18 protein-coding genes and 1 pseudogene are annotated in these 20,712 nt (G+C 70.7%); 9 read left to right on the top strand and 10 right to left on the bottom strand.

From position 1 onward, the window contains the following. Positions 1-102 precede the first annotated feature (102 nt). From JNO44_RS05085 to JNO44_RS05075, 3 genes and pseudogenes are all read right to left on the bottom strand, one after another. A complete protein-coding gene (locus JNO44_RS05085; RefSeq protein WP_143179712.1) occupies positions 103-297 on the bottom strand; it encodes a hypothetical protein in 195 nt (64 codons plus the stop codon). A gap of 869 nt (positions 298-1,166) precedes the next feature. Continuing rightward, positions 1,167-1,643, bottom strand: coding sequence for a nuclear transport factor 2 family protein (locus JNO44_RS05080; protein ID WP_205361781.1), 477 nt, complete (start codon positions 1,641-1,643; stop codon positions 1,167-1,169). Positions 1,644-1,720: 77 nt separating this feature from the next. Continuing rightward, positions 1,721-2,811, bottom strand: a pseudogene (locus tag JNO44_RS05075) (serine hydrolase domain-containing protein). 642 nt (positions 2,812-3,453) lie between these two features. Between JNO44_RS05075 and JNO44_RS05070 the strand changes: the two are divergent. After that, a complete protein-coding gene (locus JNO44_RS05070; RefSeq protein WP_039638899.1) occupies positions 3,454-3,684 on the top strand; it encodes a DUF6296 family protein in 231 nt (76 codons plus the stop codon). Positions 3,685-3,738: 54 nt separating this feature from the next. Here the strand turns inward: JNO44_RS05070 and JNO44_RS05065 are convergent, their stop codons facing one another. From JNO44_RS05065 to JNO44_RS05050, 4 genes are all read right to left on the bottom strand, one after another. Continuing rightward, the gene (locus JNO44_RS05065; RefSeq protein WP_205361779.1) at positions 3,739-3,999 is read right to left on the bottom strand and encodes a hypothetical protein; all 261 of its coding nucleotides are present in this window, start codon (positions 3,997-3,999) and stop codon (positions 3,739-3,741) included. 118 nt (positions 4,000-4,117) lie between these two features. Beyond that, the gene (locus JNO44_RS05060; protein WP_205361777.1) at positions 4,118-4,813 is read right to left on the bottom strand and encodes an aspartate/glutamate racemase family protein; all 696 of its coding nucleotides are present in this window, start codon (positions 4,811-4,813) and stop codon (positions 4,118-4,120) included. Positions 4,814-4,883: 70 nt separating this feature from the next. Then, a complete protein-coding gene (locus JNO44_RS05055) occupies positions 4,884-6,227 on the bottom strand; it encodes a cytochrome P450 family protein (protein ID WP_240167421.1) in 1,344 nt (447 codons plus the stop codon). Positions 6,228-6,486: 259 nt separating this feature from the next. Beyond that, the gene (locus JNO44_RS05050) at positions 6,487-7,776 is read right to left on the bottom strand and encodes an ATP-binding protein (RefSeq protein WP_205361775.1); all 1,290 of its coding nucleotides are present in this window, start codon (positions 7,774-7,776) and stop codon (positions 6,487-6,489) included. 237 nt (positions 7,777-8,013) lie between these two features. On the opposite strand from JNO44_RS05050, the gene JNO44_RS05045 reads away from it, so the two are divergent. Then, positions 8,014-8,739, top strand: coding sequence for a Mut7-C RNAse domain-containing protein (locus tag JNO44_RS05045; protein WP_205361772.1), 726 nt, complete (start codon positions 8,014-8,016; stop codon positions 8,737-8,739). Between the two features lie 16 nt (positions 8,740-8,755). Here JNO44_RS05045 and JNO44_RS05040 read toward each other — a convergent pair whose 3' ends face one another. Then, positions 8,756-9,151, bottom strand: coding sequence for an HAD-IA family hydrolase (locus JNO44_RS05040; RefSeq protein WP_205361770.1), 396 nt, complete (start codon positions 9,149-9,151; stop codon positions 8,756-8,758). A gap of 775 nt (positions 9,152-9,926) precedes the next feature. Between JNO44_RS05040 and JNO44_RS05035 the strand changes: the two genes are divergently transcribed. Together JNO44_RS05035 and JNO44_RS05030 are read left to right on the top strand one after the other, a co-directional pair. Continuing rightward, on the top strand, positions 9,927-10,682 hold the full coding sequence (locus JNO44_RS05035; protein ID WP_205361768.1) for a hypothetical protein: 756 nt from the start codon (positions 9,927-9,929) through the stop codon (positions 10,680-10,682). A gap of 177 nt (positions 10,683-10,859) precedes the next feature. After that, entirely contained in the window at positions 10,860-11,558 is a 699-nt protein-coding gene (locus tag JNO44_RS05030; protein WP_205361766.1) for a class F sortase, read from the top strand. Between the two features lie 153 nt (positions 11,559-11,711). Here JNO44_RS05030 and JNO44_RS05025 read toward each other — a convergent pair whose 3' ends face one another. Beyond that, positions 11,712-12,425: a hypothetical protein gene (locus JNO44_RS05025; RefSeq protein ID WP_240167420.1), complete on the bottom strand. Its 714-nt coding sequence runs from the start codon at positions 12,423-12,425 to the stop codon at positions 11,712-11,714. A 156-nt stretch (positions 12,426-12,581) separates the two neighbouring features. Here JNO44_RS05025 and hemC point away from each other — a divergent pair, with 156 nt between their 5' ends. Both hemC and JNO44_RS05015 read left to right on the top strand, forming a co-directional pair. Further along, positions 12,582-13,517, top strand: a complete 936-nt coding sequence (hemC, locus tag JNO44_RS05020) for a hydroxymethylbilane synthase (RefSeq protein WP_205361764.1) — start codon at positions 12,582-12,584, stop codon at positions 13,515-13,517. 458 nt (positions 13,518-13,975) lie between these two features. Further along, positions 13,976-14,449, top strand: coding sequence for a carboxymuconolactone decarboxylase family protein (locus JNO44_RS05015; protein WP_067355734.1), 474 nt, complete (start codon positions 13,976-13,978; stop codon positions 14,447-14,449). Positions 14,450-14,509: 60 nt separating this feature from the next. Here JNO44_RS05015 and JNO44_RS45450 read toward each other — a convergent pair whose 3' ends face one another. Next, entirely contained in the window at positions 14,510-14,587 is a 78-nt protein-coding gene (locus tag JNO44_RS45450) for a 50S ribosomal protein bL37 (RefSeq protein ID WP_466870480.1), read from the bottom strand. Positions 14,588-14,874: 287 nt separating this feature from the next. Here JNO44_RS45450 and JNO44_RS05010 point away from each other — a divergent pair, with 287 nt between their 5' ends. The 3 genes from JNO44_RS05010 (at position 14,875) to lpdA (ending at position 19,723) form a co-directional block, all read left to right on the top strand. Continuing rightward, positions 14,875-15,429 carry a MarR family winged helix-turn-helix transcriptional regulator gene (locus JNO44_RS05010; RefSeq protein WP_067355735.1) on the top strand — a complete coding sequence of 185 codons (555 nt, stop codon included), beginning with the start codon at positions 14,875-14,877 and terminating at the stop codon, positions 15,427-15,429. After that, positions 15,426-18,005 (top strand): MFS transporter, encoded by a 2,580-nt coding sequence (locus tag JNO44_RS05005; protein ID WP_205361763.1) that lies wholly within the window; start codon positions 15,426-15,428, stop codon positions 18,003-18,005. The genes JNO44_RS05010 and JNO44_RS05005 overlap by 4 nt, the downstream gene beginning before the upstream one ends. A 317-nt stretch (positions 18,006-18,322) precedes the next feature. Further along, the gene (gene lpdA, locus JNO44_RS05000) at positions 18,323-19,723 is read left to right on the top strand and encodes a dihydrolipoyl dehydrogenase (RefSeq protein WP_205361762.1); all 1,401 of its coding nucleotides are present in this window, start codon (positions 18,323-18,325) and stop codon (positions 19,721-19,723) included. Positions 19,724-20,712: the final 989 nt, after the last annotated feature.

Raw genomic sequence — 20,712 nt, 5'->3', positions numbered from 1 at the left:
CTGTGGGTAGGCCCTGGCGGCCCGCCGGGCCGGGCCATGTGGGGCGGGTAGGGCGCCAGGGCCGTCGTGCATGTGTCCTCGTCCGTGCGTGGGTGCTCTGTACTAGGCGGCCTCGACGACCTCCGTGACTTCGGCGCGCACCGCCAGCGTCCAGATCTCCAGGAGTGCCGCATAGTCCGCCATGTCCTGCGCAGTCCAGGCCAGACCGTGCCGGGCGCGCACAAAACGCCGGATCGAATCGTTGGCCTCGGAAGCAGCAACGGGCGTACCCGTATGGGCAGAAGGAGTTGCGGACATGTGAGACATGCTAGGGGCAGCCACTGACAACGCTTCCCCGCGTTCTTCAGCCATAGCGCCCCCGAGCGGGCCCCACCGATCGTCCTGACTCCACCTCAACTCGCTGACCAGTAAAGACTGTCAGCACCTCGCCCTCCCCTCGCTGCCTGCATGTGTCCATTCCCACACGCTCCGCGTTCGCCCCACCCTGTCCGCCCACACTCGAACCGTCAACAGGGCGTCGTGCGATCCGGCCTCCGAGGCCGGGGTGGGGGGCGCGGCGGTGGCGAGTTCGTCCGCTGTGCCCTGCCCCTGTTCCTTCCTTCTACCCCTCCCGCCCCCTTCCCCCACCCCCCACCCCTCCTCCTCCCGTTTCCTTTTTCTCTTCCCTTTCCTCCACTCGTGCGCGCCTCCTCCAGTCGTGCGTGCGTCCTCTGCTCGTGCGCGCCTGCACCGCTCGTGTTCGTCCGCTGCACGGCGGCGCCGATCTCAGGTCGCACCCACGGCGGGTGTGCTGCTGTGAGGCGTTCCCCAGATCGGGTGGTGCATTGTGTTGGGGCCCGGTGTGGGGCGGGACGTGGATCGGTGGCGCGGGTGTGCCGGTGGTCGCCGCCCGCCTGGCCGGGACGTGCGGACGTGGACGAGTAAGCCGCCTTCGTGCGTGGCCTGTGTGCACCGGCACGGGGCGGGGTTGTCAGTGGTCGCCCGTACGGTGGTCCCCGTATCTATCCGAGCTGCTGGCGCTTCTCGGACCCGCCCCGCTTCCGTGATATCGCACGGGAGCGGGGCCTTTCCTTCCCTCGTGGCTCTCTCCTTGCTCCCTTCTCTCTCTTCCGGCTTTCTCCTTCATGCGGTGGCGGGCTGAGTCTCCGGCCCTGTTCCGCTCCGGCTCAGGTGTTGCTCGGAGGTGTGAGGCGTGCCGTGTCGGCCCCGAAGGCCAGATGAGTGGTGCGGGTGGCCAGTAGCCAGGTGTTGTCGACCTTGCGGAAGGTGTCCTCGTAATGGCCCACGTTGGTGGGGAGTTGTGACGGAGCGATGCCCTCGACGAAGCCGTCGACGCGGTAGGTGGTGAGGTAGGAGGTGGCGGTCGCCGTCGTGGCGGAGGTGACAGAGACCAGGATGTTCGTCATCAGGCGGCGGGAGAGGCGGTCGGCCGGGCGGGAGCCGAAATACTCGCGCAGCGCCTCGCGGCCCTCGATGCGACGGTGACCGTGGGGCCACTGCCAGACGCCGTCGTCCGTGAAAAGTTCGGCGACGGAGCTCGGGTCGCCGAGGTCGAGGCGGTGGATGAAGTCGAGGATCAGACGTTCGCAGGCGCGCTCGGCGAGCAGCCGGTCGATGGGGGCGAGTGCTTCATCGTTGTTCATGTGTAGTCCTGGATACCTTCGGTTGGGAGGTGGTGAATCACCTGCAGCGTGTCCTGTGCGAGAGGTGCGTTGCAGACCTATCGGGAGTGTTGTCCTGGGACGGAGGTCAGGGGAGCGGTCCGGGTGGGTGCCAGGGGCCGCTCGGTGGTGTGGCTGGCTGTGGTGCTGCATATGGCCTGTGCCACGTGGGCGTCCATGGCCGCGTCGATCGGGTTCGGCAGGGGCCGGTTGTTGGAGTCGAGCTTCTGGTAGCGGGTGAGGTTGAAGCCGAGGGAGATTTGGCGGCGGCCGTCAGGGCTGGACCAGGACCAGGTCATGGCGCCGACTACCAGACCGCTGTGGCCCCAGAACTCTCCGCAGGGCGAGGTCGTTTGGAACAGGCCGAGGCCGTAGCGCGTGGTGGAACCCGGGATGGGCACGGTCGTCTTCATCTGGCGCAGCTGCGCCGGAGGGAGCAACTCGCCGCCCAGCAGGGCCCGGTAGAAGCGATTGAGGTCGGGCATCGTCGATACGAGGGCGCCGGCCGTGCCGGCCCAGGACATGTTGTAGACGCTGAAGTCACGCGGCGGATCGAAGTCTCCGTTGGCGGCCTCGTACATCTTCGCGTGCGGTGCGGAGAGAGGGGGGAGTGGGGGAAGTAGGTGTGCCGCAGACCGGCCTTGCGGATCACGTGTGCGGTGATGTAGGTCTCGGCGGACTGGCCGGTGACCTTCTGCAGTAGGAGGCCGGCGATGATGTAGTTGGTGTTGGAGTAGTGGTGCGCCTGGCCCGGCTTGCCGAACGGGGGAGCCTCGATTCCCAGACGGGCCAGTTCCTCCGGGGCGAATTGGTGGAAGCGATTGCCCTCCAGGCTGTCCATGGTCGCGAAGATCGATGCGCTGTAGTCGGCGATGCCGCTGGTGTGGTCGAGCAGCATCCGGACGGTGACGGCCCGCCCGCGCTCGCCCGTTATGAGGTCGGGTAAATAGCGGTCGATCGGTGCGTCGAGGTCGATGTGTCCCTTGCCGACTTCCCGGAGTACGGCGACCGCGGTGAAGGTCTTGGTAATGCTGCCGATGCGGTGCTGCATCTGTGGGGTGACGGGGCGTCCGGTGTCGATGTCGGCGACTCCGGCCGCACCTTGCCAGCTGTCGGAACCGTCGCGCACGGCCGAGTAGGCGCCGTACATCCCCGCGTCGTGGAATGCCTGGAGGGATCTCTCCAGGGCCTGGTGGTCCAGGGGGGAGGGGCGGGCGGGGCGGGTGAGGTGTGCGGAGGCCGAGGTCAAGGCGGTGGTGGCGGTGGCCGGTGTGCCGGCGTATGCGGTCTGTGGCCGTAGGGGCGAGGCGGCAGCCGGCGCGGAGGCTGCGGAGGCCGCGGTGGGGAGGGCGAGGAGGGATAACGCGGCGGTGGCGGCGGTGAGGGCCAGCCGGGGGCGGCGGTGCGGTGGGCGGGGGCGAACGCGCATGGTGGCTCCGGTAGTTCAGCGTCTGGAGGGAACGTGGATATCGGGGTGTTTCATTCATCGGTGTTCCATCGCCTTGATTCTCGCCTTGGCTCGGCTGCGGGACATCAACCCACGGGTCGACCTTGATGCCGGATTTCGGCGGTGGGAGTAGGAGCGTGGTGTGACCGGGAGTGATGGCGGCCGTCGGTGCGGGCAGCCCCTGAGGCCCCTGCGACCAATTCATTAACCCTTCAATGAATTGTGGTGAGGCGGGGTGCCCGGGCGTGGGTCAGGATGGAAGGGCCGGGGCGCTGCGACGTGCGCAGTGGCAGTGGGGCGGCGTCCTGGGTGGCAGAACCCGCAGAGCAGTATCGGGAGGCCCCGATGGATTACCCGGAACGCTATGAGCTGGTATTTCAGGCCCTCGCGGTGGAGGACGACGTGGTCGTCGTCCGGCGTACCGACCAGGCGGGAGCGGGCGGGTATCCGATCTACGAAGACGAGTCGGGGATCGTCCGCGCGGAGATCAGTGACCGGGGTGAGGTCCGCATGGTGGCGAGCGGTGGGCACCAGGCGCCCCGTACCCCTCTCCTGGCGAGAGTCCTGAGCCCGTAACGCTCGGTGAACGGGGCGGACCGGACGGCCGCCAGGCATCGTCGCCGGGAGTTGTCAGAGCCCACGCAGGTGCGAGCGTCGTGGGCGCGGGAACCGGGGCGAGGCGTCCGCCTGTTGCGCGTCCGTAGCGGCGGCGGCTTCAGGATCGGAGTCGGACTCGCACTCGGAGACGGAGGTGAGGTCGGGGGCAGGATCGGGACCGGTGGTGTCTCCCTCGGTGGCATCTCCGCGAAGAACAGCCAGGGCGCGTTCCAGGGTCTCTCCGGTGACTTGTATCCGGATCCGGGCCAGGCGTTCCAACTCGCTGTGCGACACCACGTCAGCGTACCCGCCGATGTGACAAATGAGGGCTGCGCTGTGCCATGGGGGCCTTGGTGCCGGGCCCAGCGCCAGGGCGCGGTCCCGGCGTGCTCGGGGCGTGGCCCTGGTGGCGTCACGGTGCGGTCAGTGCGCGGGAGACCGCGGCCTCGGCGTGCAGGCGGGTCGTCGGGAAGACGGGGACCGGGCTGTCCTGCGGGCGGATGAGCAGCTCGATCTCGGTGCAGCCGAGCACGATGCCCTCGGCTCCGGCGGCGATCAGCTCGTCGATGACGGCGCGGTAGGCGTCGCGGGACTCCTCCTTGACCACGCCCAGGCACAGCTCCTCGTAGATCACACGGTGCACGGTCTCTCGGCCGGCGGCCTTCGGGACCAGTACGTCCAGGCCGTGGCTCGCGAGGCGACCGCGGTAGAAGTCCTGCTCCATGGTGAATGCGGTGCCCAGCAGTCCGACGCGGCGGACTCCCCGGTCCCGTACGGCCTCCGCCGTGGTGTCGGCGAGGTGCAGCAGCGGGACGCCGACCGCGGATCCCACCCGGTCGGCGACCTTGTGCATGGTGTTGGTGCAGAGCAGCAGAAGCTCCGCGCCCGCCGCCTCCAGCGCCTTGGCGGCCTCGGCCAGGATGTCGCCTGCCTCGTCCCACCGCGCTTCGGCCTGGAGGCGTTCGATCTCCGCGAAGTCCACCGAGTAGAGCACGCACTTGGCGGAGTGCAGCCCGCCCAGTCGCTGCCGCGTCAGCTCGTTCAGCAGGCGGTAGTACTCCGCCGTGGACTCCCAGCTCATGCCGCCGATCAAACCGATGGTCTTCATCGGGATACTGTCGCACAGGGCGGTCGGTGGCCCGGTACCGGCCAACGGACCGGTACCGGCCGGTCGGCGGCTATCCGTCCCAGCGGATCGGGAGCCGGTCCATGCCGCGCATGAGGAGACCGGTGCGCCAGTTCGGGGTGTCGGCGGCGGTGTCCAGGGCGAGGCTCGGGCAGCGGTCCACAAGGGAGCGGAGGGCGATCCGGCCCTCCAGACGGGCCAGCGGCGCACCGAGGCAGAAGTGGATGCCATGGCCGAAGGCGACGTGACCGCGCGGATCGCGGGTGATGTCGAAGTCGTCCGCGACGGCGAACCGTTGGGGGTCGCGGGAGGCCGAGGCGAGGGAGATCAGCACGGGGGAACCGGCGGGGATCACGGTGCCGCCGAGCTCCACCGGCTCGGACGCGCAGCGCCAGGTGGCGGTCTCCACCGGGCCGTCGTAGCGGAGCATCTCCTCGACGGCGTTGTCCAGCAGGCCGTCGTCGGCGCGCAGGGCGGCCAGTTGAGCGGGGCGCTCCAGCAGGGCCCGGACGCCGTTGGCTATCAGGTTGACCGTGGTCTCGTGGCCGGCGACCAGCAACAGGAAGGCCGTACCGATCAGTTCGTCGCGGGAGAGCCGGTCGCCGTCCTCGTCGCTGGTCCGGATCAGGGCGCTCAGCAGTCCGTCGACCGGTTCGCGGCGCTGGGTCTCGATGAGGGCGGAGAGGTAGTCGGACATCTCCTGGGTGGCCCGTACGACCTCCTCCGGACCGGTCGGTGAGACGAGTTCGTGGGACCAGGCGCGGAAGGACTCGCGGTCGATCGACGGAACGCCGAGCAGTTCGCAGATGACGGTCATCGGCAGGGGGAAGGCCAGTGCCTCGATGAGGTCGGCCCGGCCGTCCGGCGCGGCCAGCATCGCGTCGAGGAGTTCGTCGGTGAGGTGCTGCACGCGAGGGCGCAGGGCCTCCACGCGGCGGCTGGTGAACTCCTTCGCCACCAGTTTCCGCAGCCGGGTGTGGTGCGGCGGGTCCACGTCCAGCATGTTGGTGAACAACGGCGCCTCGCCGACCACGCGTTCCAGGTTGGCGCTGCTCCAGTCCTTGCCCAGGCGCGGATCGGCGAGCGCGGCGCGGACCGCCTCATGGCCGACGACCAGCCATGAGTCCTGGTCGTACGGGGTGCGTATCCGGTGGACGGGGCCCTGCTCCCGCAGCTTGGCGTAGTACGGATACGGGTCGTCGACGAAGTCCTGGCCGTAGGCGGGCAGGTCGATCACCGCGGACGTCCCGGAGTCGGGTGACGGATCGGTGAACGGGGAGCGCCGCGGTGCGGATGTCTTGGAGCCCCATGCGTCCCCTGAGCCCTGTGGGGTCTCGGAGATCTGAGGGGTCTGCCCGCCCTGTGGGGCCTGCTCGGTCTGCGGATGCTCCGGCATGTGCCGTCCCGCCTCTCTCGACTCGCAACATGTCTCGACGTGCCACAACTCTCGGTGCAGATCCGCACCTTGCGGCCGGCTGCTGTGCTCACCGTACGCAGGCCCGGCCGGCGGCATCGTCGTCCCAGCGGAGGAGGCGCAGCGGGTGACCTCCACCCTGCGCAGTGTGGTGGCGTCATCGGGGTGGGGGATGGGGGATCATCTGCCTGTGGGGCCGTGCGGACCCGTGGCTGCGCGGGCCCGCCCCGGCGGGGAGGTCTCAGCAGCGCGCATGGGCGGTGATGTCGGCGCCGAATTCGTCGATCATCGCCGGGGTCACGGTCGGCCGGCACTGCGCGATCGCGGCGAGGTAGTCCTCGGTGCTCGCGCCAGGCCGGCCCTGGGGCCCCGTCCCGCCGCCGAGCGCCGCCAGATCCCGTTCGAACGACGCCTGGGCGGCCACCCGCGCGGTGTGCTCGATGTCCGCCGGGGTGAACAGCTCGCTGGCCGCGACCAACGCCGGGATGTCCACGTCGGGTCGCCCCTCGGTGTACCGGGACCAGATCGCCGCCCGCGCGGCCGGATCGGGCGTGCCGATCGGAATCAGGTAGTCGAAGCGCCCCGGGCGCAGGAACGCCGGGTCGAGCGAGCGGATGGAGTTGGTGGCGCAGACCAGCAGGCGCTCGTCCTGCTCCCGGAATCCGGGGATCAGTTTGAGCAGCTCGTTGGTCACCCTGTGCAGACCGCCAGGCTGCGCGGGCTCGTTGCGGACCGGTGCGATCTCCTCTACCTCGTCGATGAACACCAGCACCCGCTCCAGCTCGGCGATCCTGGCGAACGCGCTGCGCAGCGCCGCCGCCAGGTTGCCCTCGTCCGCCAACCGGGACGGCAGCAGCTCGACGAACGGCCAGCCCAGCCGGGCGGCGATCCCGCGGGCGAAGGTGGTCTTCCCGGTCCCCGGCGGGCCGAACAGGGCGATCGCCCGCGGTGGCCGGACCCCGTGCCGGGCGGCCCGCTCCGGCTCCGCCAGCGGCAGCACCACCCGCCGCTCGATCAGGTCCTTCTCCGCCTCCATACCGGCGACCTTGGCCCACAGGTCGGACGGCAGGAACCGCCCGCCCAGATCGTCCAGGAGGCTCGCCGCGGGCCCGTGGTGCGGCTCGACCTTCTCGAAGTAGGCGACCGCGGGCTGCCGGGTGTAGCCCGCGTTGAGCAGGCCCTCCCCAAGCAGATCCTCCTCGGGGAGCACATACGCGATACGGCTCACCCGGGCGGCGACCAGGCGCCGCTCCAGCTCCACCAGCAGCGCGCTGGCCAGTCCCCGGCCACGCCAGGCCGAGGAGATCGCGATCCGCATCACCCAGCCCCGCTCACCGGCGACGCAGGCGAGCGCCGCCCCGATGGGAGCGCCCTGATGGACGGCCACCACGGCGGGCTGCCGCGAGGTCAGGGCGCTGATGCACTCGGCGAGCGAGAAGACCGACTCCTGGCCGAGCTCGGCCGTGGAGTCGATCAGGTGGACCACTTCGGCGAGGTCCTTCTCGCGGTAGTCGTGGATGAGCCAGTTCACCGGTGCCGCCCCTCGTTGGTGTCGCTGATGTTGCTGATGTGCAGGTGAGGCTAGGGGCGGCAGTCGGATGTGGCCTGCTCCATCGTGCACAATCCGCCGGCCGGACCGCTACGGTCCGTATGTGGCGCCGCGCGGCCGGACACGACACCGGAGGTCGCCGCCTCCCGTCGCCGTCCGCGCCCCGCCCCCGGGGAATCCGCTGGCTGCCGCGACCCGCCCGGTGCCATGCTGTGCGACGTGAACGGACCCGAAATCGCCCTGAGCATCGCCCCTGAACTGCACCTGTTCGTCGGAGCGGAACGCACAGCCCGCCGCGCTCCGCTGGTGACCGACGGCGCCGCCACGCTCGGCCACGTCATCGAGTCGCTGGGCGTCCCGCTCACCGAGGTCGGGCGCGTGGTCGTGGACGGTGCGCAGACCTCCGTCGCACACATCCCGAGCCAGGGCGAACACATCGAGGTCCACGCCGTCGAGCGACCGCAGCGCGTGCCCGGCGCACCGCTGCGGTTCCTGCTCGACGTGCACCTCGGCACCCTGGCCCGCCGACTGCGGCTGCTCGGCGTCGATGCGGCGTACACCAACGAGGATCCCGGCGACGCCGCGCTTGCCGCGCGCTCCGCCGAGGAACGGCGGGTGCTGCTCTCCCGCGACCGAGGGCTGCTCCAGCGCCGGGAGATCTGGGCCGGTGCCTACATCTACAGCGACCGCCCCGACGACCAACTCCGGGACGTGCTGGGTCGGTTCGCCCCCACGCTCGCCCCCTGGACCCGCTGCACCGCGTGCAACGGCCGCCTGGCAGCCGCCGACAAGGACGCCGTCCAGGAGCAGCTCCAACACGGCACCCAGCGCACCTACGACGTCTTCGCGCAGTGCACCGCGTGCGGCCGGGTCTACTGGCGCGGCGCCCACCACGCCCGCCTGGAGGCGATCGTCGAAGAGGCGCTGCGGGCCGCCACCGGCTGAACCGCGCGCCCCCGCCTCACCCCGCGCCCACCGCCCGCACGAATTCCTCGATCCGGGCGAGCGCGCCCCCGGTGTCGATGTGCAGATGACCGGCCATGCCCAGCGCCCGCGCGGTGCGCACATGGCCCGCGGTGTCGTCGACGAACAGGGCGCGCGCCGGATCCGCCACGCCCGCCCGCCGCAGCGCACCGGCATAGACGCGGGGGTCGGGCTTGGCGCATCCGACCTCGCAGGACAACACGGTGCCGGCGACGACGTCCAGCACCCCGGAGGCGGCCAGGGCGGGGCGCGTCTCGGGCCAGGCATTGCTCACCAGCACGGTCCTGGCCCGGCCGCGCAGCGCCCGCACTCCGGCCACCAGGTCGGCATCCCAACGCCGGCGGGCCGCCAGATCCCGCCGGAGCTCCGCCATCAGGCCGCTGTCGGCCCCCAGTCGCCGTCGGACGAGGCGCTACCAGCCTTCCTGCCCCATCCTGCCGATCAGCACCTGGTCGTCGTTCCCCGCGAACAGCGCCGCGAGAAAGGCGTGTTGGGGAATTCCCAGTCGGTGGCCCCACTCGGCGGCGGCCGCCGGCGGGTGATCCGGCGCGAGCGCGCCGCCGATGCCGATCAGGATCGCGGGTGGGTCCGGATCTCCGGATCTCCCGGACGTCCGATGGCCATGCTCCGTCCTCCGGCGTTGATGTCGCGTCGGCACCTGGTGCGCCCGGCCCCAGTCTCTCCCGGACTGTCCGACCGGCTTGCCAGTTGACGTCACATCAGGAGACGCCCGGTCAGGCGTCCCACGGCGTGGACGTCGGTGATCCCGCCCGGCCGGTGACTGGCACGCCGTGCCGACGCCCGACCCGGTCCCGTCCGCCCGCGACGACGGGGCGTGGCGCGACCGACGGGCGGCGGGCACCCGCACCGCCCCCGCCGCGGGACCCGTCGCGCCGGCCGGCCGCCCGCTCCGGGCCCCTTTAGACCCCCTCTAGCCCACCTTGATGACGACACGCCGGAGCCACGCGCCGTCCAACGGGTGAATACCTCGTCTCCCGCCACCCGAAGAGCCGACGTTGTCCCCCGAATGCGGCGTTCTCCGGTGGTGCCGAGCCCGATTCCGACTGACGGTGATCACGTCGCTACTGCGATCCGATGTGCCGACGAAGTGTCAGCCTTCGCAGTCGCGCCGAAAGGAACATGACTCCATGCGCACTGCCCGCACTCTGTTCGCATCCGCCGCCATCACGGCGGTGCTCACTATCACCGCACCCACCGCGAGCGCCATGGGCCTGGTCCAGGACTTCGCGCCGGGCAGCGGTACCTCTGTCAGCGGCGACGACCACGGCCGGGGCGACAACGACCACGGCCGAGGTGGGGGCCGCGACCACGGCCGCGGCGGCTACGGCCGCGGTGACGACGGCTACGGCCGTGGCGATGGCGGCTATGGCCGCGGTGACGGCGGCTACGGCCGTGGTGACGGCGGCTACGGCCGTGGCGATGGCGGCTACGGCCGCGGTGGCAACCACTGGGGCCGCCGTCCGCACGGTGGCGTGCACACCGGTGGAGGCGCGCTGGCCACGTCCGTGATCGGTGACTGGGACAACGAATCCGGCGACGACCACGGCCGGGGCCGCGACCACGGCCGCGGCGGCCACGGTCACGGTCGCGGTGACGGTGGCTATGGCCGTGGTGACGGTGGCTACGGTCGCGGTGACGGTGGCTATGGCCGCGGTGATGGTGGCTATGGCCATGGTGACGGCGGCTACGGCCGCGGTGACGGCGGTTGGGGCCGTGGCGGCGACCACTGGGGACGTCGCCCGCACGGCGGTGTCCACACCGGTGGCGGCGGCATGGCAATGTCCGGCAGCGGCCTGGCCGCCGGCTCCGTCCTGATGCTCGGTGGTCTGGGTGCTGGTGCCTACATGCTGCGTCGCCGCAACACGTCGGGCACCGCGGCCTGATAAGGCTGCCCCTCCGGAGGTCGATGTGCAGTCGCGGCCACCGTCCTCGCCGGACGGTGGCCGCGGCGATTCCGGGTCCGCCGCCGAGGTGCCGCGCGCCCCGCGATGACCCGCGTGTCGTCCGACGACGCCGCCCCCACGCCGCACCGTGCCCCACCCGCTCACGAAAGGCCCCTCATGACCGCCCAGCAGTCGCCCCAGCCGAATCCGAACCCCGATCCCGCTCCACCCAAGAAGACCGCCACAGCCCTCCCCGTGGGACGCGGTGCGATCTGGGCCGCGGGAGCCTTTCTGCTGGGTGCCTTCCTCATCTACAACTCCGTGGACACCTCGGCGGACGCCAAACCGCAGTCCCACCACGCGCCCGCCGCCACCGGGCACCACACCAGACCAGCCACCGACCTGACGCTGCCCCGCTCCGTACCGAAGCGGCTGACGATTCCGGAGATCGCCGTGGACGCGCCGTTCACACCGCTGACCCTGGCCGAATCCGGGCAGCTCAACCCGCCCCCGGCCGGCGAGAAGAACCTGGTCGGCTGGTACCAGGACGGCGCCTCGCCGGGCGAGCGCGGCGCGGCGATCGTCGCCGGGCACGTGGACACCAAGACCGGACCGGCGGTGTTCCTGCAGCTGGAGACGCTCAAGCCCGGCGCCACCGTCGAGATCACCCGTGAGGACGGCATCGTCGCCACGTTCCAGGTCGACTCCGTGGAGACCTTCAGCAAGGCGAGTTTCCCGAACGACAGGGTCTACGCGGACACCCCGGACGCCCAGCTCCGCCTGATCACCTGCGGCGGCTCGTACGACCGGAAGGTGAAGGACTACATGGCCAACGTGGTGGCCTTCGCCCACCTCGTCTCGTCGAAGCGCGCCTAGCCGATCCACCGCGTCGCGGGGCCGCCCGCAGCCCGACGGCCGGGAGCCCGGGCCGGTCCACCGCCGGTCCGGGCTCCCGGCCGTCGGGACGAGCGGTCAGGGCGCACCAGGCTTCGACGGACACGCGGCCGCAGCGCCGCGGCGGCCCCGTCGTCACGACCGTACGCGGCCGTCCCAGCGCCACTGCGTGCGGCGCGGATGCCCGGGGAGCGCGGTGCGCCCGGTGGCCCAGAGCAGCGTCGGCCAGGGATCGGCGCCGACCGGGGCGTCCGGGAACAGCCGGGCCAGGACCCGCGCGCACACCCCGGCCGGCGGATCCCAGTCGAGCCCCAGCCCCGCGGCCAGATCGTGGGTGTGGACGACCGTCTCGACGATCCCCATCGCCGCGAAGCCCTCCGGGTCCGAGACGCCGAAGACATGGTGGGCGCGCACCTGCGGGGGAGTGGTGCGCACCATGGCCACCAGCAGCGCGCCGCACGCCTCCAGGGTCTGCAGGAGCCCGGCGGCACGATCGGCGTGCACCGCGTTCGCCGGGCCACCGGGGCGCTTGCGGTGCCAGGAGAACGGCACCTCGCGGTCCAACGGCGGTGTTCCGGGCCCCAGTTGGGCGGCGTAGGAGAACAGGTCGTCACTGAGGTGCTCGACGGTTTCCCAGCAATCCCAGTGCAGCGAGCCGGCCTTGGCGCCGTTCTCCCAGGCAGAGGTGGGCGCGCCGCGCAGGAGTTCCACCGCGAGCCGCACGGCGTCGGCGAGGTCGTCGGCGGTCACCGGGCCGTCGGCGGTGACGGGAGCCGGGGCGAGGGGATCCGGGCGGACGGGAGACGACGGTTGATCTCCTGCGGTCCGGCCGCTACTTGAACGAGACATGCCGGGACGGTACCGCGGGTGACTGGCGCGGGGCGGACCGGGCCACGTGGCCCCGCAGGTCGCCCGTCCGCATACCGGAGCAGGGGTGGCGCGACGCACTCGAACTCCGACGCGCTGTCGGTAACTGTCCGTATTTGACGGTCTATCATCGGCGCCATGCCCGCCCCAGAACTGATTCGCATCGTCTCCCGTGACTCGCCGATGGCCCTGGCCCAGGTGGAGCGCGTCCGCACCGAACTGGCCGCGCTGCACCCCGGCGTCGCCACGGAGGTCGTCCCCGTCAAGACGACCGGGGACCGGTGGATGGGGGCGCTCTCCCAGGTGGAGGGGAAGGGGGCGTTCACCAAGGAGGTCGACGCCGCCCTCCTGGCCGGCGAGGCGGACCTCGCGGTGCACTGCGTCAAGGACATCCCGGGCGACCGCCCGCTGCCGGCCGGGACGGCGTTCGCCGCCTTCCTCAAGCGCGACGACGTCCGTGACGCGCTGATCCACCCGGGCGGGCTCACCCTCGACGAGCTGCCCGCCGGCACCCGGATCGGCACCTCCGCGGTACGCCGGATCGCCCAGCTCGCCGCCTCGCACCCGCATCTGGAGTGTGTGCCGATGCGCGGCAACGCCAACCGCCGCATGGAGAAGCTGGCCGCCGGAGAGGCCGATGCCCTGCTGCTGGCCGTCTCCGGACTGGAACGGATCGGCCGCACCGACGCGATCACCGAGATCCTGCCGGTGGACGTGATGTGCCCGCCCATCGGCGCGGGCGTCCTGGCCCTCCAGTGCCGCGAGGACGACACCGCCACCATCGACGCCGTCAGCGGCCTCGGCGACCCCGCGACGTACCGGGAGACCATGGCGGAACGGATGCTGCTGCACGTCCTCCAGGGCCACTGCAACAGCCCGATCGCCGGGTTCGCCGCCACCGACCGGAGCGGTGAACTCTCCCTGCGGGCCAGTGTCTTCACGCCCGAGGGCAAGACCGTCCTGAAGGCGCACGAGTGGGTTGGCCCGCTGACCCCCGAGACGCTGGGGACCTCCGTCGCCGTGGCGCTGCTGCGCCAGGGCGCCCGCGAACTGATCGACGGCATCGCCCACTGACTGTCACTGACTGTCGTACCCGCTCGGCATCGAGCGGGGTACGACCTCTGGATGCGGCACCCGGGCATCGGGGCGGCGCCGTGACCCTGCGTGTCGGCCGGCAGCTGCGCTCGCACCTGCCGGCGGTGCGACCGGCTGGTCACGGTCGAGGCGGGAAGCCGTAATTCCTTTCTGTGCGCGGGGTGTTGGCGCCTTCGCGCCCGTCGCCCGCCGCCGGGCCCTGCTGGGGGGCGGCTCACATCCGGCGACGAGCGTTCGCGCGTGCGATTCTGGGCTTAGCGCGCGCTGCGGTGGATCCGGTCGGTGGCCGGCCGGCAGTGGGCCCGAACGCCGGCGGCGTCGGCGGCCCCGGCTGCGGCGCAGACGGGGAGACGCAGCTCACATTCTCGACGGTGTCACAACATGCGGGAGCGAGGGGTCTAAGGGGCGTAACCGCGAACATCGACAAGGAGTGCACCATGGAAGCTCGGTTGAACGTCATGGCCAGCCCGGTCGCGGCCAAGGCCATGAAGCACATCATCGCGGCGCACAAGGCGCTCGACGATTCGACCCTGCCGGCCTCGACGCGTGAACTGGTGATGCTCCGCGCCAGCCAGATCAACGGCTGCGCCGGATGCATCGACATGCACACCAAGGATGCCGCCGCGGCCGGGGAGACCTCGGTGCGCCTCAATCTGGTCGCGGCCTGGCGCGAGGCCACGGTCTTCACCGACGCCGAGCGCGCCGCGCTGGAGCTGGCGGAGGAGGGCACCCGCATCGCGGACGCGGCCGGCGGTGTCGGCGACGAGGTCTGGGCGAACGCCGCCAAGTACTACGACGAGGACCAGCTCGCCGCCTTGGTGACCCAGATCGCCGTGATCAACGCCTTCAACCGCGGGAATGTCATCACCCGGCAGCCCGCAGGTGACTACCAGGCCGGTCAGGTCCACTGACGGGGCGCCGCGGCCGGCGGTGCGGCCCGACGCCCCGCCCTCGTCGGTCGTGGACCCGGTTCAGGACTGTGGGCGCTTGCCGTGGTTGGCCGCGTGCTTGCGTCGGGTCTTCTTCTTGCGGCGACGCTTCGACGACATGGGATTCTCCCTTCCGTTCGAGGGGGCCGATTTGGGTATTTCGGCATATCTACCACTTCGCCGAGATTTTCCATCGGGGGAGCGGTGAGGGTGTCGGACGGTGCGTGACGGGCGGTCCGCGCTGTCGTACCCCGCGATGCTGTCGCACCCCGCGAAGAAGTGGACCCGTGGTCAGAGGTACACTCGCGCAGCCCGCTATGCTTGCTGGATACAAGCAATGTATCCGGTGGTTTCGACTGGATCACGACAATCACGCATGCACGTATGTAGTGCGAAGGATCACGACGATGAGCAACGGCGCGGTCCATGCCTGCGATGGGGCGGGGGTCTCGGAGATCACCGTCGCGTCGAGCCTGGATGAGGCGGCCGCAGGGCTGGGGACGGAAATGGTCCGTTTCACCCGGCTGATCGCGGCCTGGAAACAGCGGGTCAAGCACGACGCCGGCGCCGCCGACCGGGTGCTGCTGGCCAGGTTGGTGTGCGGAGGGGACCAGCGGGCGACCGATCTGGCCGCCGACGCGTTCCTGGACCTGTCCACGGTCAGCCGGCAGGTGCGCTCGCTGGTGGAACGGGGGCTGGTCGCCCGACGCCCGGACCCGGAAGACCGGCGCGGTTCGCTGCTGACCGCCACCGAGGCGGGGCGGGCCCGCTTCGAGGACTACCGGCGTCAGCGCGACGCCGAGCTGGCCGGGATCCTCGAATCCTGGTCGCCGCAGGACCGGGCCGACCTGATCCGGCTGATGAGCCGGCTCAACGCGGACCTGGCAGAACGTCAACACGCACGGCCGGGCCCCGGGGGAGACCAGGGCACCACCGTGGAACAAGGAGAGATACGTAGATGAGCACAGCCACCTCTCCGCCAGGGGCGCAAGCCAAGGCGATACCGGGGGCGGGGGTCCTCAGCCACCGCCAGATCCTCACCATCCTCAGCGGTCTGATGCTGGGGATGTTCCTTGCCGCGCTCGACCAGACGATCGTCAGCACCTCCATCCGCACCATCGCGGACGATCTGCACGGACTCAGCCAGCAGGCGTGGGCGACCACGGCGTACCTGATCACGTCGACGATCGCCACCCCGCTGTACGGCAAGCTGTCCGACCTCCACGGCCGCAAGCCCTACTACCTGGCCGCGATCAGCATCTTCGTGGTGGGCTCGGTGCTCTGCACCTTCTCCACCTCGATGACCGAACTCGCCGCGTTCCGCGCCATCCAGGGCCTGGGCGCCGGCGGTCTGATGTCGCTGGCGCTGGCGATCATCGGTGACATCGTCCCGCCCCGCGAGCGCGCCCGGTACCAGGGCTACATGCTCGGTACGTTCGCCACGTCCAGCGTCGCCGGCCCGCTCATCGGCGGCGCGCTGGCCGGCCAGGCCACCCTGCTCGGCATCACCGGCTGGCGCTGGGTCTTCCTGGTCAACGTGCCGATCGGCATCATCGCGCTGTTCGTCGTCGCCAGGGTCCTCAACATCCCGCACACCCGCCGGAACCGCCGCATCGACTGGTGGGGCGCGCTCACCATCACCCTCGGCGTCGTCCCGCTGCTGCTCGTCGCCGAGCAGGGCCGGGAGTGGGGCTGGACCTCGACGCGGTCGATCACCTGCTACGTCGTCGGCGTGGTCGGGATCATCGCCTGGGTCCTCGTGGAGCGGTGGATCGGCGACGACGCGCTGATCCCGATGCGGCTGTTCCGCAACGGCACCTTCAGCAAGACCAGCCTGCTGTCCGTGCTGATCGGCATGGGCATGTTCGGCGGGATGCTGATGATCCCGCAGTACCTCCAGATCGTGAAGGGCGCCAGCCCCACCAAGTCGGGCCTGGAGATGCTGCCGCTGATGGCGGGCATGATGATCGCCTCCATCGTGTCCGGCCAGATCACCGCCAAGACCGGTCGCTACAAGATCTTCCCGATCGTCGGCACCGCCCTGATGGTCGCCGCCATGCTGCTCTTCCACTACCGGGTCCAGTGGGACACCGCGCTGTGGGAAACCATGGTCTACATGCTGGTCTTCGGCCTCGGCCTGGGTGGCTGCATGCAGACCCTGGTGCTGGCCGTGCAGAACGCCGTCCCGCCGCAGGACATGGGCGTGGCCACCGCATCCTCCACGTTCTTCCGCCAGATGGGCGCCACCGCCGGTACCGCGATCTTCCTCTCGGTGCTGTTCAGCACGGTCGGCGACAAGATCGGCGACGCGTTCAAGAGCGCCGCGTCCACCGCGCGCTTCCAGGGCGCGCTCAAGGACCCCGCGGTCCTGCAGGACCCGGCCAACAAGCCGGTGCTGGACATGCTCAAGCACCCCAGCGGCGGTGGCTCCTCGGGCGTGCTGAGCGACTCCTCGTTCATCCAGCACCTCGACCCGCGGCTGGCCGAGCCGTTCAAGCGCGGCTTCGCCGACTCCATGCACACCGTCTTCCTGATGGGCGCCGTGGTCGTCGCGCTGGCCTTCGTGCTGATGTGGTTCATCAAGGAGGTGCCGCTGCGGCAGATCTCCGGCCTCCAGGCACGGGCCCAGGCGGAGGCCGAGGCCAACGGTGAGGTTCCGCCGGCGGCGGAGACCGCGCCGGCCACCGCACCGGCCACCGCGTCGGAGCCGGCGGCGGTCGCCCCCGCTGCTGTGGCCGCAGTCAGTGCCCCGGACGCCGGAGTGAACGTGTCCGGTCCCCTGATCAGCGGCACCGTGCGCGACAGCGGCGGCCGGCCGGTGCCGCAGGCCGCGGTCACCCTGATCAGCGTCGGCGGGCGACAGCTCGGCCGCACCACCACCGACGCGGACGGCGGCTACGCGCTGCCGACCACCGGCGCCGGCACCTACGTCCTGATCGGCTCCGCCGGCGCCCGCAAGCCGCAGGCGCTGACCGTCGTGGTGGGCGCCGAACCGGTCGTCTTCGACCTGACCCTCAGCGGCGCGGCCGGGCTGTCCGGCGAGGTCCGCGAGGAGAAGAACGACGACCCGGTGCCCGGTGCGCTGGTCGTCGCCACCGACGTCCGCGGTGAGGTCGTGGCCTCCGGCGTCGTCGGCCAGGACGGCGGCTTCGCGTTCGACGAACTGACCCCGGGCAGCTACACCCTCGCGGTCAGCGCGGAACGCCACCGTCCGTCCGCCCTCCAGGTGGAGGTGACCGCCGGCAGCCGCAACTGGTACGAGATCCGGCTGACGCTGGGGGCCCAGGTCCGCGGCACCGTCCGCACCGCGCAGGGCGGCGCCGTCAACGACGCCCGGGTGACCCTGCTGGACCCCACGGGCAATGTCGTGGGCACCGCCACCAGTGGCCAGGACGGCGAGTACGTCTTCGCCGACCTCGACAGCGGCGAGTACACGCTGATCGCCAGTGGCTACCCGCCGGCCGCCGCCCCGCTGAGGCTGTCCGCCTCCGGGCAGGCCCAGTGCGACATCGAGCTCAGCCACGACTCGGTGAACTGACACCTGGCGCAGCGGCACCGGCCGTCACGGCACCAGCCGTCATGGCCCCTGCCGCACTGGCACCGGCCCAGGCCCGGCGACTTCGGTCGCCGGGCCTTCGGCGTAGGGAGGCGGGTCACCGACGCGTGCATGTCGTCGACCGACTCCGGCCCGGCCCCACAGACACCGCGCCGCGCCCCCCGCCTGGACCGCGACGCGCTGCGGGCCCGCCCGCCCCCGCCTAGGCTGCCGAGCATGAGCCAGCGAAGCCAGCAGAGCGAGCGAACGGGACGATGCACGCCCCGCGCGTGCGTGGGCGAGCGAAGCGGACCCGCGGCATGAGCACGCACTTCGACGTGGTGGTCCTGGGCGCGGGCCCAGGGGGATATGTCGCGGCCATCCGCGCCTCCCAGCTCGGTCTGCGCACGGCGATCGTCGAGGCCAAGTACTGGGGCGGTGTTTGTCTCAACATCGGATGCGTGCCGTCCAAGGCCCTGCTCCGCAACGCCGAGATCGCCCACATCGTGGGCCGTGAGGCGAAGACGTTCGGGATGCGGGCCGAGGGGCAGGTCACGTTCGACTACCGCGAGGCGTTCCTGCGCAGCCGCAAGGTGGCCGACGGCCGCGCCAAGGGCGTGCACTTCCTGATGAAGAAGAACAAGATCGAGCAGTTCGAGGGCGTCGGCGCCTTCATCGATCCGCACACCCTGCACGTCACCCTGGGCGACGGCCGCACCGAGACGCTGTCCTTCGGCCACGCGATCATCGCCACCGGCTCGGTCACGCGACTGTTGCCAGGCACCTCCCTCAGCCGCCGGGTGGTGACGTACGAGGAGCAGATCCTCTCCGACGAACTGCCGCGCAGCATCGTCATCGCCGGGGCGGGCGCCATCGGCGTCGAGTTCGCCTACGTCCTCCACAACTACGGCGTCGAGGTCACCCTCGTGGAGTTCCTCGATCGCGTCGTACCACTGGAGGACGTGGAGGTCTCCACCGAACTGGCCCGCCGCTACCGCAAGTTGGGCATCAACGTGCTGCCCTCCACCCGCGTCGAGGGGATCGACGACTCCGGGGAGCGGGTGCGGGTGACGGTCACCACCGGCGGCCAGCGCCAGACACTGGAGACCGACCAGGTCCTCCAGGCCATCGGCTTCCAACCACGGACCACGGGCTTCGGACTGGAGAACACCGGCGTCCGGCTGACCGAACGCGGCGCCATCGACATCGACGGCCGGTGCCGGACGAACGTGCCGCACATCTTCGCCATCGGCGATGTCACCGCCAAGCTGATGCTGGCGCACGCCGCCGAGGCGATGGGCATCGTGGCGGCGGAGAGCATCGCCGGCGCGGAGACCATGGAACTGGACTACGTCATGATCCCGCGGGTGACGTTCTGTCAACCGCAGATCGCCAGCTTCGGCTGGACCGAGGCGCAGGCCCGCGACCGGGGCTTCGACGTCCGGGTGGCCAAGTTCCCCTTCACCGCCAACGCCAAGGCGCACGGCATCGGCGAGACCGCGGGCTTCGCCAAGATCATCAGCGATGCCCGCCACGGGGAGATCATCGGCGCCCACCTCATCGGCCCCGAAGTGACCGAACTGCTCCCGGAATTGACGCTGGCTCAGAAATGGGACCTGACCGTCCACGAGGTGGCACGGAACGTCCACGGCCACCCCACCCTCGGCGAGGCGATCCAGGAAGCGGTACACGGCCTCGCGGGCCACATGATCAACATGTGAGCGCAGCGTACCTTCCCCATCGCGCTGACCAGCGAAAAGCCGGCTTACGGGAGGGGCGGAGAGGGCCTGTGGGACTTCTCTGGGAGATTGGGACGATACGTGCGGCGTCCGCAGCCCTGACGCCGCCTCGGCTTCACGTGCGCCGCGCTCCCGTACGGCGCAGGCGACGGCACAGGCGAGGCCGAGTCCCTGCGCATGAAGCGCGCTCCCTGCATGAGGTCCGGTAGGAGCCCGCCAGGGCGCCTGTCGTAGCAAGGTGTCGTGGACGTTGTGCGGAGCCAAGCGCAGTCACGTCCTGCTGGCAGCAGTTCCTGAACAGTCGTAACGAGCGGCTTTCCTGCCGGCTGGTGCGCCATCGGGTGTGCCAGAAGCAGGTTGCTCTCACCAGACTCTCTTGTCTTATGGCAGCGAGAAATCATTGGCACCTCAGAGGCAGCTGCGAAACATAGCCGACGATCGCCGGTTAGCCAAACCGGCGTTTCCTCAGACGACGGGACGGTCGCCGCCTACTCGGTGCGGCAACAGTCGGTTGACCTGTTCTTCGATGCCCGCGGAGGCCCCTCCATGACTGCTTTCTCGTCAGTTTCTTCCCTGGTCGAGGGTGACTGTGTCTCCGGAAAGAATGCCGCCACGCCGAGAGGATTCCTGACCGTGAGAGGCGCGGCGTCATATCTCGGCCTCTCTCCCCGGACGCTCTATGTCTGGCGACATCGGCGCCAGGGCCCCCGAGCTTTCGTATGGGGCCTCGGGGTCCGCGGTGACGAACCGTCGGCCGTCAAACCCAAGGTCATAGACATAGTCCGCCGACGAATCAGGCACCTCGTCCCGCACGTGCCGAACGTCCTCGATCACCTGCTGACAGACGTCGCATAACGCATCACCTGCTGCCACCCCACGTGCCTACCCGAACAGACTCGCCAGCCACCCGGCAATCACCGAACGAGGGACGTTCCGTGGGCTCGGAGTCGGCGATGGCCGCCGCCGGGCCG

It is taken from the genome of Streptomyces noursei (genome assembly GCF_016917755.1).
GTDB classification, from domain to species: domain Bacteria; phylum Actinomycetota; class Actinomycetes; order Streptomycetales; family Streptomycetaceae; genus Streptomyces; species Streptomyces yunnanensis.
The sequence above is the reverse complement of the archived record's forward strand: the minus strand, read 5'-3'. Positions and strand labels throughout refer to the sequence as shown.

What these genes read in the sequence shown, in the direction of transcription:
- JNO44_RS05085 (WP_143179712.1), bottom strand. Translation starts at nt 297, where the DNA reads ATGTCCGCAACTCCTTCTGCCCATACGGGTACGCCCGTTGCTGCTTCC.
- JNO44_RS05080 (WP_205361781.1), bottom strand. Translation starts at nt 1,643, where the DNA reads ATGAACAACGATGAAGCACTCGCCCCCATCGACCGGCTGCTCGCCGAG.
- JNO44_RS05070 (WP_039638899.1), top strand. Translation starts at nt 3,454, where the DNA reads ATGGATTACCCGGAACGCTATGAGCTGGTATTTCAGGCCCTCGCGGTG.
- JNO44_RS05060 (WP_205361777.1), bottom strand. Translation starts at nt 4,813, where the DNA reads ATGAAGACCATCGGTTTGATCGGCGGCATGAGCTGGGAGTCCACGGCG.
- JNO44_RS05055 (WP_240167421.1), bottom strand. Translation starts at nt 6,227, where the DNA reads ATGCCGGAGCATCCGCAGACCGAGCAGGCCCCACAGGGCGGGCAGACC.
- JNO44_RS05040 (WP_205361770.1), bottom strand. Translation starts at nt 9,151, where the DNA reads ATGGCGGAGCTCCGGCGGGATCTGGCGGCCCGCCGGCGTTGGGATGCC.
- JNO44_RS05035 (WP_205361768.1), top strand. Translation starts at nt 9,927, where the DNA reads ATGCGCACTGCCCGCACTCTGTTCGCATCCGCCGCCATCACGGCGGTG.
- JNO44_RS05030 (WP_205361766.1), top strand. Translation starts at nt 10,860, where the DNA reads ATGACCGCCCAGCAGTCGCCCCAGCCGAATCCGAACCCCGATCCCGCT.
- JNO44_RS05025 (WP_240167420.1), bottom strand. Translation starts at nt 12,425, where the DNA reads ATGTCTCGTTCAAGTAGCGGCCGGACCGCAGGAGATCAACCGTCGTCT.
- hemC (WP_205361764.1), top strand. Translation starts at nt 12,582, where the DNA reads ATGCCCGCCCCAGAACTGATTCGCATCGTCTCCCGTGACTCGCCGATG.
- JNO44_RS05015 (WP_067355734.1), top strand. Translation starts at nt 13,976, where the DNA reads ATGGAAGCTCGGTTGAACGTCATGGCCAGCCCGGTCGCGGCCAAGGCC.
- JNO44_RS45450 (WP_466870480.1), bottom strand. Translation starts at nt 14,587, where the DNA reads ATGTCGTCGAAGCGTCGCCGCAAGAAGAAGACCCGACGCAAGCACGCG.
- JNO44_RS05010 (WP_067355735.1), top strand. Translation starts at nt 14,875, where the DNA reads ATGAGCAACGGCGCGGTCCATGCCTGCGATGGGGCGGGGGTCTCGGAG.
- JNO44_RS05005 (WP_205361763.1), top strand. Translation starts at nt 15,426, where the DNA reads ATGAGCACAGCCACCTCTCCGCCAGGGGCGCAAGCCAAGGCGATACCG.
- lpdA (WP_205361762.1), top strand. Translation starts at nt 18,323, where the DNA reads ATGAGCACGCACTTCGACGTGGTGGTCCTGGGCGCGGGCCCAGGGGGA.